14 protein-coding genes and 1 pseudogene are annotated in these 9,664 nt (G+C 64.4%); 14 read left to right on the forward strand and 1 reads right to left on the reverse strand.

All coding sequences use genetic code 11. The annotated features are described in order from the left end of the window. From Y705_RS16210 to Y705_RS16215, 14 genes are all read left to right on the forward strand, one after another. Positions 1-140, forward strand: a 140-nt coding sequence (locus Y705_RS16210) for a 50S ribosomal protein L18 (protein ID WP_275450784.1), incomplete at its 5' end; no start/stop codon positions are given. Beyond that, positions 137-877, forward strand: coding sequence for a 30S ribosomal protein S5 (gene rpsE, locus Y705_RS0100400; protein WP_081737654.1), 741 nt, complete (start codon positions 137-139; stop codon positions 875-877). The genes Y705_RS16210 and rpsE, both read left to right, overlap by 4 nt. Then, on the forward strand, positions 874-1,092 hold the full coding sequence (gene rpmD, locus Y705_RS0100405) for a 50S ribosomal protein L30 (RefSeq protein ID WP_026531441.1): 219 nt from the start codon (positions 874-876) through the stop codon (positions 1,090-1,092). Before rpsE ends, rpmD begins: the two co-directional genes overlap by 4 nt. Next, a complete protein-coding gene (gene rplO / locus Y705_RS0100410; protein ID WP_049822026.1) occupies positions 1,092-1,586 on the forward strand; it encodes a 50S ribosomal protein L15 in 495 nt (164 codons plus the stop codon). Before rpmD ends, rplO begins: the two co-directional genes overlap by 1 nt. Before the next feature lie 229 nt (positions 1,587-1,815). Beyond that, entirely contained in the window at positions 1,816-3,129 is a 1,314-nt protein-coding gene (gene secY, locus Y705_RS0100415) for a preprotein translocase subunit SecY (protein WP_026531443.1), read from the forward strand. Next, positions 3,126-3,698: an adenylate kinase gene (locus Y705_RS0100420; protein WP_026531444.1), complete on the forward strand. Its 573-nt coding sequence runs from the start codon at positions 3,126-3,128 to the stop codon at positions 3,696-3,698. Before secY ends, Y705_RS0100420 begins: the two co-directional genes overlap by 4 nt. Before the next feature lie 9 nt (positions 3,699-3,707). Continuing rightward, entirely contained in the window at positions 3,708-4,535 is an 828-nt protein-coding gene (gene map / locus Y705_RS0100425; protein ID WP_026531445.1) for a type I methionyl aminopeptidase, read from the forward strand. A gap of 431 nt (positions 4,536-4,966) precedes the next feature. Then, on the forward strand, positions 4,967-5,188 hold the full coding sequence (gene infA, locus Y705_RS0100430) for a translation initiation factor IF-1 (RefSeq protein ID WP_019481515.1): 222 nt from the start codon (positions 4,967-4,969) through the stop codon (positions 5,186-5,188). Between the two features lie 21 nt (positions 5,189-5,209). Then, the gene (gene rpmJ / locus Y705_RS0100435; RefSeq protein ID WP_026531446.1) at positions 5,210-5,323 is read left to right on the forward strand and encodes a 50S ribosomal protein L36; all 114 of its coding nucleotides are present in this window, start codon (positions 5,210-5,212) and stop codon (positions 5,321-5,323) included. 167 nt (positions 5,324-5,490) lie between these two features. After that, positions 5,491-5,865, forward strand: a complete 375-nt coding sequence (gene rpsM / locus Y705_RS0100440) for a 30S ribosomal protein S13 (protein WP_026531447.1) — start codon at positions 5,491-5,493, stop codon at positions 5,863-5,865. Positions 5,866-6,007: 142 nt separating this feature from the next. Continuing rightward, positions 6,008-6,409: a 30S ribosomal protein S11 gene (rpsK, locus tag Y705_RS0100445; RefSeq protein ID WP_026531448.1), complete on the forward strand. Its 402-nt coding sequence runs from the start codon at positions 6,008-6,010 to the stop codon at positions 6,407-6,409. Positions 6,410-6,568: 159 nt separating this feature from the next. After that, positions 6,569-7,579 (forward strand): DNA-directed RNA polymerase subunit alpha, encoded by a 1,011-nt coding sequence (locus Y705_RS0100450; RefSeq protein ID WP_026531449.1) that lies wholly within the window; start codon positions 6,569-6,571, stop codon positions 7,577-7,579. Positions 7,580-7,659: 80 nt separating this feature from the next. Beyond that, the gene (gene rplQ / locus Y705_RS0100455; RefSeq protein ID WP_026531450.1) at positions 7,660-8,286 is read left to right on the forward strand and encodes a 50S ribosomal protein L17; all 627 of its coding nucleotides are present in this window, start codon (positions 7,660-7,662) and stop codon (positions 8,284-8,286) included. Positions 8,287-8,314: 28 nt separating this feature from the next. Then, positions 8,315-9,280, forward strand: a complete 966-nt coding sequence (locus Y705_RS16215; protein WP_049822027.1) for a tRNA pseudouridine synthase A — start codon at positions 8,315-8,317, stop codon at positions 9,278-9,280. 87 nt (positions 9,281-9,367) lie between these two features. Here Y705_RS16215 and Y705_RS0100465 read toward each other — a convergent pair. After that, a pseudogene (locus Y705_RS0100465) lies at positions 9,368-9,664 on the reverse strand (prepilin peptidase); the annotation flags it as partial.

The raw sequence follows: 9,664 nt of genomic DNA on the forward strand, positions 1-9,664 counted from the left end.
AGCGCGTTGGCGAACTCGTTGCACAGCGCGCACTGGCTGCCGGCATCGAAGCAGTTGTCTTCGACCGCGGCGGTAACAAGTATCACGGCCGCGTTGCAGCAATCGCAGACGGCGCCCGGACGGGTGGTCTGGCACTGTGACCGAGGAAAACAAGGCAAAGGAAGCCCCATTGAGTACGGGTACAGAGCAGCCAGCAACCGAAGCCCCGGCTGCGGGCGCAACTGACGCCGCAGCTGCCGACGCCAACCGGGGCGGCCGCGCAAGCGGACGCGGCGTGGAACAGCGCGGCGGCAAGAGCGATCGCGGCGGCCGTGGTGGCCGTGACGGCGGACGCGACGGCGGACGTGACGACAAGGACAAGTTCATTGAGCGCGTCGTCACCATCAACCGTGTTTCCAAGGTCGTCAAGGGCGGCCGCAGGTTCAGCTTCACCGCACTTGTTGTGGTCGGCGACGGCAACGGCATGGTCGGCGTAGGTTACGGCAAGGCCAAGGAAGTTCCCTCGGCAATCCAGAAGGCCGTCGAGGAAGCCAAGAAGACCATGTTCCGCGTGCCCCGCATCGGTGGCACCGTTCCGCACCTGGTTCAGGGCGAAGCGGCAGCCGGAGTCGTCCTCCTCCGCCCAGCATCACCGGGTACCGGCGTGATCGCCGGTGGACCGGTGCGTGCGGTCCTCGAGTGCGTCGGCATCCACGACGTCCTCTCCAAGTCGCTCGGATCCTCGAACGCCATCAACATCGTTCACGCGACCGTCGATGCGCTCAAGCGCCTTGAGGAGCCTCAGGCAGTAGCAGCCCGTCGTGGACTGCCCCTGGACGAGGTCGCGTCACACCAGATGCTGCGTGCAATCGCGGCTCAGAAGGTAGGTGCGAAATGACCGCTATCACCCCCAAGCGCGTGCTCGTGAGCTCAGCGCAGCTCCGGATCACGCAAATCAAGTCGATCATCGGCGAAAAGCAGAACCAGCGCGACACCGTGCGCTCCCTGGGGCTCAAGCGGATCGGTCACACCGTGGTCCGTGAAGCCGACGCCGTCACGGTGGGCATGGTCAACACGGTTCCGCACCTCTTGAAGGTTGAGGAGGCCAACTAATGGCAGAGAACAAGACGGTGGCGCCAGCCACCGAAGAGAAGACCCCGCGCGTTCACGCGCTCAAGGTCCACCACCTGCGTCCCGCACCGGGAGCCAAGACCGCCAAGACCCGCGTGGGCCGTGGCGAAGGCTCCAAGGGCAAGACGGCGGGCCGTGGCACCAAGGGAACCGCAGCGCGCTACCAGGTGAAGGCAGGATTCGCGGGCGGGCAGTTGCCGCTCCACATGCGTCTGCCCAAGCTGCGCGGCTTCAAGAACCCGTTCCGTGTCGAGTTCCAGGTGGTCAACCTGGACAAGATCTCGGAGCTGTACCCCGACGGCGGCGACGTCACGGTGGAAAACCTCGTAGCCAACGGTGCGGTTCGCAAGAACCAGCCCGTCAAAGTGCTGGGTACCGGAGACATCACGGTGGCCGTGAACGTAACAGCCAACCGCTTCTCCGCCAGCGCTGCCGAGAAGATTGCAGCAGCAGGCGGCTCGACCACCAAGGTCTGAGCCGTTCCGATCCCTCCCCGAGCCTCTTGGGCGCGGGGGAGGGGCTTGCTGTGATCCGCCGCACTTAGGAACTAGACTCTTGGTGGGCCGGTACTCAACCGGCCCACCAAGAGTTTTCCGGCTTAAGGGCCGTCATCTATCCCTTGGTGCCAACGCACCGATCGCCAACCGTTAGACTCGGTTGTTGTGGACTGTCCGCTTCGGACAATCAAGACCTTCAGGAGGACGCTTGCTAAGCGCTATTGGCCGGGCATTCCGGACGCCAGACCTGCGGCGCAAGCTGTTGTTCACGCTGGGAATCATCACCATCTTCCGCCTCGGTGCCTTCATTCCCGCACCCGGTGTCGACTACGGAAACGTTCAGCAGTGCCTGCAGCTCGGCAACACCGAGGGCGGCCTCTACCAGTTCGTCAACCTGTTCAGCGGCGGCGCACTCCTCCAGGTGTCCATCTTCGCCCTGGGAATCATGCCCTACATCACGGCAAGCATCATCACCCAGCTGCTGCGCGTCGTCATTCCCCGCTTCCAGGAGCTTCATGAGGAAGGGGCGCAGGGCCAGTCGAGGCTGACGCAGTACACGCGCTACCTGACGATCGCCCTCGGGCTGCTCAATGCCACCACCCTGGTCTCGCTGGCGCGTTCCGGTGCACTGCTGGGTGACTGCCCCGTCCCGCTGATCCCGGACGACTCCCTGATCACGATCATCCTCCTGATCCTCACCCTCACCGCCGGCACCGGCCTCATCATGTGGATGGGCGAGCTCATCACGGAGCGAGGCGTGGGCAACGGTATGTCCCTCCTCATCTTCACCGCCATCGCAGCAGGCTTCCCCACCTCCCTCGGCGAGATCTTCCGCACGCAGGGCGCAACGGTGTTCGCCTTCGTGATGCTGATGGGTATCGTCGTCGTCGCCCTCGTGATCTTCGTCGAGCAGTCGCAGCGCCGGATTCCCGTGCAGTACGCCAAGCGGATGATCGGCCGTCGCACCCTCGGTGGCAGCAGCACGTACATTCCCATCAAGGTCAACATGGCCGGCGTGATCCCCGTCATCTTCGCGTCCTCGATGCTGTACCTGCCCTCGCTCGTCGCCCAGTTCAACACCCCGACCGACGGGCAGACTCCGCCGCCCGAGTGGGTCAACTGGATCACGACCTACCTGGCCACCGGCGACCACCCGCTGTACATGGCGCTGTACTTCGCCATGATCGTGTTCTTCACCTACTTCTACGTCTCCATCACCTTCAACCCCGACGAGGTGTCGGAGAACATGAAGAAGTACGGGGGCTTCATCCCCGGCATCCGCGCAGGGCGTCCGACGGCGGAGTACCTCCAGTACGTCCTGGCCCGGATCACCCTGCCGGGCGCTATCTACCTGGGTCTCGTGGCCCTGATCCCGCTGATCGCACTGGTGGCGATCGGCGCGAACCAGAACTTCCCCTTCGGCGGCACCTCGATCCTGATCATGGTGGGCGTCGGTTTGGAAACAGTGAAGCAGATTGATGCCCAGCTACAGCAGCGTCACTACGAAGGGTTGTTGCGATGACACGGATGCTCATTATCGGACCTCCCGGGTCGGGGAAGGGCACGCAGGCCGCCCGCATCTCCGAGCGGCTCGGCGTCGTCGCGATCTCGACCGGCGACATCTTCCGGGACAACGTCAAGCGCGAAACTCCGCTCGGCGTCGAGGCGAAGAAGTACATGGACGCGGGGGACTTCGTCCCGGACAGCGTCACCAATCTGATGGTGCGGGACCGCCTTGCCGCCGACGATGTCCAGGAGGGCTTCCTGCTCGACGGCTACCCTCGGACCGCTCCCCAGGTCGCCGAGCTCGACGACATCCTGCGGGAAAACGACCTCGCCCTCGACGTCGTGCTCCAGCTCACCGCCGAGGACGAGGAACTGGTGCGCCGGCTGCTCGGGCGGGCGAAGCTCGATGGACGTTCCGATGACAACCAGGACGTGATCCGGCACCGCCTGAGCCTCTACCACTCGCAGACCGAGAGTGTGGTGTCCCAGTACAAGGACCGGGGCATCGTGACGCAGGTGGACGGCCTCGGCCCGATCGACGAAGTGACCGAGCGCGTGATGGCTGCCCTCAAGGTAGCGAGCTAGGACCTGCAGATGTTTCGCCAGCCGAAGATCGAGTACAAGAGCAATTCCCAGATCCTCGCCATGCGCAAGGCCGGGATCGTGCTGTCGAGGGCGCTGGACAGTGCGGTTGCCGCTGCGAGGGTGGGAGTGACCACCGACGACCTCAACACCGTCTTCGAAGGCGTCCTGAAGGAAGCCGGTGCCACCTCCAACTTCCTCGGCTACCACGGGTTCCCGAAGAGCATCTGCACGTCGGTCAACCACGAGGTGGTCCACGGGATCCCCGGCGGGTACACGTTGCAGGACGGCGACATCCTCTCGATCGACGGCGGCGCAGTGGTGGACGGGTGGCATTCCGATTCCGCCCGCACCGTCATCGTCGGAGTTGCCCGCCCGGAGGATGTCCGGTTGTCCGACGCCACGGAGGCTGCAATGTGGTACGGCATCGCCGCCCTCGCCTCGGCCAAGTTCGTGGGGGATATCGGGGCCGCGATCGACGACTACGTCTCGGAACTGCCCGGCAAGCGGCTCGGCATCCTGCAGGACTACGTGGGCCACGGCATCGGCACCCAGATGCACCAGGCACCGGATGTCCTGAACTACCGCAGCACGCACCGCGGCCCGAAGGTCCGCCCGGGTCTCTGCCTGGCCATCGAGCCGATGCTGGTGCTCGGCGGGCTTGAAACCAGAACCCTCGAAGACGACTGGACAGTGGTCACCCTCGACGGCAAGCGGTCCTGCCAGTGGGAGCACACGGTGGCAGTGCACGACGGCGGCATCTGGGTTCTCAGCGCGGCCGACGGCGGCGCCTCCGCCCTCGAGCCCCTCGGTGTGATGCCGGTGCCGCTCGAAGCCTGAGCTTCTTTCTCGGCGGCGTGGGATGGTGCCCACCTTTCGCGGCCGGACCCACTGATCCTCGGCGTGTTGCCCGGCGACACGCGGTTCGGTCCCGAAAAGCTGGGCAGGAACCTTCAAGGTCGACCTGGATGTGGGCAGCTGACCGGCCCGGGGTGTGTCAGATGTGCCGCCATTCGCGTCCGACCCCGCTCATATAAGGCGGGTCTCCGGACCACACGCGGCTTACCCGGTCAATACCGGCAAAAGAGACGCGCTCATCGCCGATTTAACTTCTCCGCCCGTGTGGCGTAAGGTTGGCTGTTGGTTGTCTCTGCTTTCGTGCCCGATTCGGGCCGGGCGGCCTGTCGCCGCGAGTGCTCGGGTGAGGTCAGACAATCAAAACCCAAACCCGCTCACCGTGCAAGTGGTGGGCACAGACGTTAGCGGAGGATATGGCCAAGAAAGACGGTGTCATTGAGATTGAAGGCACTGTGAACGAGGCGCTGCCCAACGCGATGTTCCGCGTTGAGCTCGCCAACGGACACATTGTTCTCGCCCACATCTCAGGGAAGATGCGTCAGCACTACATTCGAATCCTTCCTGAGGACCGGGTAGTAGTGGAACTGAGCCCGTACGACCTCACCCGGGGCCGTATTGTCTACCGCTACAAATAAGAACCGACGCAAAGGAAAACCATGAAGGTCCAGCCGAGCGTGAAGCGGATTTGCGAGAAGTGCCAGGTGGTTCGCCGCAAGGGCAACGTTCTCGTAATCTGCGAAAACCCACGTCACAAGCAGCGTCAGGGCTAAATACCTCTTTCCGAGGTCCCGCCCCACGCGTAGTAGTTCATTTATAGGCAAAGCAGCGCTCCCTCACAGGGAGCGCACACCCCCGGGCTCGGAGGCCGGGGACCGGAGATACCCTCCGGGCGCGCTTTGTCTCAGACCTCCGGTATTCCCAAAGGAGAACCGCCGATATGGCACGTCTCGCTGGCGTAGACATCCCCCGTGAAAAGCGGGTTGTCATTGCGCTTACCTATATCTACGGCGTGGGCAAGACCCGTGCAGAGAAGACGATCGTGGACACGGGCATTTCCCCGAACACGCGCGTCAAGGACCTCAGCGACCCGGAGCTGCTTCAGCTCCGCGACTACATTGAAGGCAACTTCAAGGTTGAGGGTGACCTCCGCCGCGAGGTTGCAGCCGACATCCGCCGCAAGGTGGAAATCGGCAGCTACGAAGGCATTCGGCACCGCCGCGGCCTTCCCGTACGCGGACAGCGTACGAAGACCAACGCCCGTACCCGTAAGGGCCCGAAGCGTACCGTCGCCGGCAAGAAGAAGGTTCGCTAGATCCCCACTGGCTCCCTAACGTGACTCGCTAGCGCTCGTCACGCCAGGGGACCCTCGCCAGCGGAGGCCCCTGTCATCAGGAGTTCCGGCGGGATCTCGATTCGAATCAAATGCTTAATCCAATACCTTCGTAGGAGAAGTAATGCCCCCCAAGACTCGTGGAGCGGTGCGCAAGCCGCGTCGCAAGGATAAGAAGAATATCGCGCTCGGACAGGCGCACATCAAGAGCACCTTCAACAACACCATCGTGTCCATCACGGACCCCAGCGGAGCAGTCATCTCCTGGGCCTCCGCCGGTGAGGTTGGATTCAAGGGCTCACGCAAGTCCACACCGTTCGCTGCGCAGATGGCTGCCGAAGCCGCCGCGAAGCGCGCCCAGGAACACGGCGTCAAGAAGGTCGACGTCTTCGTCAAGGGCCCGGGATCAGGACGCGAAACCGCAATCCGGTCACTGCAGGCCACCGGCCTCGAGGTTGGTTCCATCTCGGACGTCACCCCCAGTGCCCACAACGGCTGCCGTCCCCCGAAGCGCCGCCGCGTCTAATCAGCTTTTTCCGGTCGACCGACCGCCCTGCGGAAGCGAACAGCTTCTGCAGGGCGGTTCGGTGCCGTTATCAGAAAGCTTTTGAGCCGGCTCACTAGCTGTCCCTTTCCACCATTTGTGAAGCGTCATATAGCGGATGCTCCCTGAAAGGAAATGTAAGTGCTTATTGCACAGCGCCCCACCCTGACTGAAGAAGTAGTCGCCGACAACCGCTCACGGTTCGTGATCGAACCCCTCGAGCCCGGTTTCGGCTACACCCTCGGAAACTCCCTTCGCCGCACGCTCCTGTCCTCGATCCCGGGTGCTGCTGTCACAAGCATCCGCATCGATGGAGTGCTGCACGAATTCACCACCGTTCCGGGTGTGAAGGAGGATGTCACCGAAATCATCCTCAACATCAAGAACCTCGCCGTCTCGTCCGAGCACGACGAGCCCGTCGTCGCCTACCTGCGCAAGCAGGGACCCGGCGTCGTCACCGCTGCTGACATCGCGCCTCCCGCCGGTGTCGAGTTCCACAACCCCGACCTGCACATCGCCACCCTGAACTCGAAGGGCAAGTTCGAGCTCGAACTGACCATCGAGCGCGGGCGCGGCTACGTGTCCGCTTCGCAGAACAAGTCCGGCGACTCCGAGATCGGCCGTATCCCGGTCGACTCGATCTACTCGCCGGTGCTGAAGGTGACCTTCCGCGTGGAAGCCACCCGTGTTGAGCAGCGCACCGACTTCGACCGCCTGATCGTCGACGTCGAGACCAAGGACGCCATCGAGCCCCGCGACGCCGTCGCCTCCGCAGGAACCACCCTGGTGGAACTGTTCGGCCTGGCCCGCGAGCTCAACACGGCAGCTGAAGGTATCGAGATCGGCCCTTCGCCCACCGACGCAGCCCTGGCTGCCGACATGGCGCTGCCTATCGAAGACCTCGAACTGACGGTCCGCTCGTACAACTGCCTCAAGCGTGAGGGCATCCACACCGTGGGTGAACTCGTCGGGCGCTCGGAAGCCGACCTCATGGACATCCGCAACTTCGGCGCGAAGTCCATTGATGAGGTCAAGGCGAAGCTCGTGGAGCTGGGCCTGTCCCTGAAGGATTCCCCTCCAGGGTTCGACCTCGCCGCACGTGCCGCTGCCATCGAAGAGGACGACGCCGCCTACGGCGACGAAGAGCTCTAACGAAGAAATTCAACAACGCTGTACCAGCCTGTTCGTCGCGCTAGCAGCGGCGGGCAGGACCACTAAGAGGAGAAACAATCATGCCCACACCCACAAAGGGCCCACGTCTCGGAGGCGGTCCGGCGCACGAGCGCCTGATGCTCGCCAACCTGGCCGCCTCACTGTTCGAGCACAAACGCATCACCACCACGGTCACCAAGGCCAAGCGGCTCCGCCCCTACGCAGAGCGCCTGATCACCTTCGCCAAGAAGGGTGACCTCGCCTCACGTCGTCGCGTCCTCGGTGTCATCAGCAGCAAGAGCATTGTCCATGAGCTGTTCACGGACATCGCCCCTGCCGTTGCCAACCGCGAAGGCGGCTACACCCGCATCACCAAGATCGGCAACCGCAAGGGCGACAACGCCCCCATGGCCGTCATCGAACTGGTGCTGGACCCCATGTCGGCGAAGCAGTCGGTAGTCGCCGAGGCCGAGCAGGCCAAGACCGCCACACCAGCTGCTGCTCCGGTTGCCGCACCTGTCGCTGAATCCGCTGACTCACCCGAGTCCGCTGATTCGGTGGAGTCAGCCGACTCAGCAGAGTCGGCGCCGTCAGCGCCTTCGGCTGACGAAGTTGCAGCAGAAGACACCACCATCGATGCCGAAGCCGGTGCCGAAGAGGTTGTCGTTGTCGAAGAAGGCACCACCGGGACCGAAGAGAAGAAGTAATTCTTCCCTCTCACCCTGGTTCCGCTGAATGACGACGCAAAAGCCCGCCCTCCCTTCGGGGAACGGCGGGCTTCTGCGTGTCCGGATCGATCTGGCCTACGACGGCGGCGCCTTCGCCGGTTGGGCACTGCAGCCGGGACTCGCCACTGTCCAGGGGGTTGTGGAGGAAGGGTTGTTCACCCTGCTGCGGCGTCCTGTCCGGTTGACCGTCGCGGGCAGGACCGATGCCGGCGTGCATGCCCGCGGGCAGGTGGTGCACGTGGACCTGACGCCGGGGGAGTGGCAATCCATGACGCGGGGCAAGGACGTATCGGCTGAAGACGCGATGCGCCGCCGGCTGACGGGAACGGTGAACCTCGTACTCACCCGTCAGCCGTCCGGGGGCGGTAGGACGTCGAGGAACGCGGTGCCCGCCGTCGTCGTGCGGAAAGTCAGCCTTGCCCCCGATGGGTTCGATGCACGGTTCTCGGCGCTGTGGCGGCGCTACAGCTACCGCATCGCCGACGCGCAGGCGGGGCAGGATCCGCTCGGGCGGCACACCACGCTCTGGTACCAGGGCGGGCTCGACGTCGGGCGCCTCAACGACGGCGCTGCGCACCTGCGGGGCATGCAGGACTTCCGGGCCTTCTGCAAACCGCGCGAGGGTGCCACCACCATCCGTGAACTGCAGCGCTACGAGTTCCTGCGTGGACCGGACGGAACAATCACCGCCACCATCCAGGCGGACGCTTTCTGCCACAACATGGTGCGCGCGCTGATCGGCTCCACCCTGCGGGTGGGCAGCGGCGAAATGCCCGTTGGGTGGCTGAAGGAACGGTTGGAGGCCCGGATCAAGGACGCGCAGTCCATCCTGGCTCCGGCGCACCCCCTGGTGCTGGAGGAAGTGGCGTATCCGGCAGCCGATGAGCTCGGCCGCCGGGCGTCGCTCACCCGGGCGCGGCGGGGGATCGCGGCACCTGAGATACCGGGACAGGTGACGCGCCCGATCGAGTGACCACGCGGCGAAACGCTGCGAAATGCGACCGTCACCCGTTTTATCCTGTGCAAATGTCGCACTCCGGAGCGATTCCCGGAGGCGCGGCTACAGCGTCAGGGTCCCGAGGAAGGCAGCCAGCAGCATGCCCGGCCCGAAGGGGAAGACGGCGTGGCGGTCGCCCCGTCTGGAGAGCAGCACGGCCAGCCCGGCGAGACCGCCGAAGAGGAAACCGCCCAGCAGGGTGACGAGCCAGGGGAGCAGCCCGGCGTACCCGCCGTACAGGCCGAGGACGGCAGCGAGCTTGACGTCTCCCATCCCCATACCCGCCGGTGACATCAGGGCCAGCAGCAGGTAGAAACCGAACATCGAGGCTGCGCCCAGTGCCGCGCCGGAGAGCGGCGG

Source organism: Arthrobacter sp. H41 (genome assembly GCF_000520535.1).
Classification (GTDB): Bacteria; Actinomycetota; Actinomycetes; order Actinomycetales; family Micrococcaceae; genus Arthrobacter_D.

Coding starts and splice junctions, on each gene's coding strand:
- rpmD (WP_026531441.1), top strand. CDS start 874: ATGACCGCTATCACCCCCAAGCGCGTGCTCGTGAGCTCAGCGCAGCTC.
- rplO (WP_049822026.1), top strand. CDS start 1,092: ATGGCAGAGAACAAGACGGTGGCGCCAGCCACCGAAGAGAAGACCCCG.
- Y705_RS0100420 (WP_026531444.1), top strand. CDS start 3,126: ATGACACGGATGCTCATTATCGGACCTCCCGGGTCGGGGAAGGGCACG.
- map (WP_026531445.1), top strand. CDS start 3,708: ATGTTTCGCCAGCCGAAGATCGAGTACAAGAGCAATTCCCAGATCCTC.
- infA (WP_019481515.1), top strand. CDS start 4,967: ATGGCCAAGAAAGACGGTGTCATTGAGATTGAAGGCACTGTGAACGAG.
- rpmJ (WP_026531446.1), top strand. CDS start 5,210: ATGAAGGTCCAGCCGAGCGTGAAGCGGATTTGCGAGAAGTGCCAGGTG.
- rpsM (WP_026531447.1), top strand. CDS start 5,491: ATGGCACGTCTCGCTGGCGTAGACATCCCCCGTGAAAAGCGGGTTGTC.
- rpsK (WP_026531448.1), top strand. CDS start 6,008: ATGCCCCCCAAGACTCGTGGAGCGGTGCGCAAGCCGCGTCGCAAGGAT.
- rplQ (WP_026531450.1), top strand. CDS start 7,660: ATGCCCACACCCACAAAGGGCCCACGTCTCGGAGGCGGTCCGGCGCAC.
- Y705_RS16215 (WP_049822027.1), top strand. CDS start 8,315: ATGACGACGCAAAAGCCCGCCCTCCCTTCGGGGAACGGCGGGCTTCTG.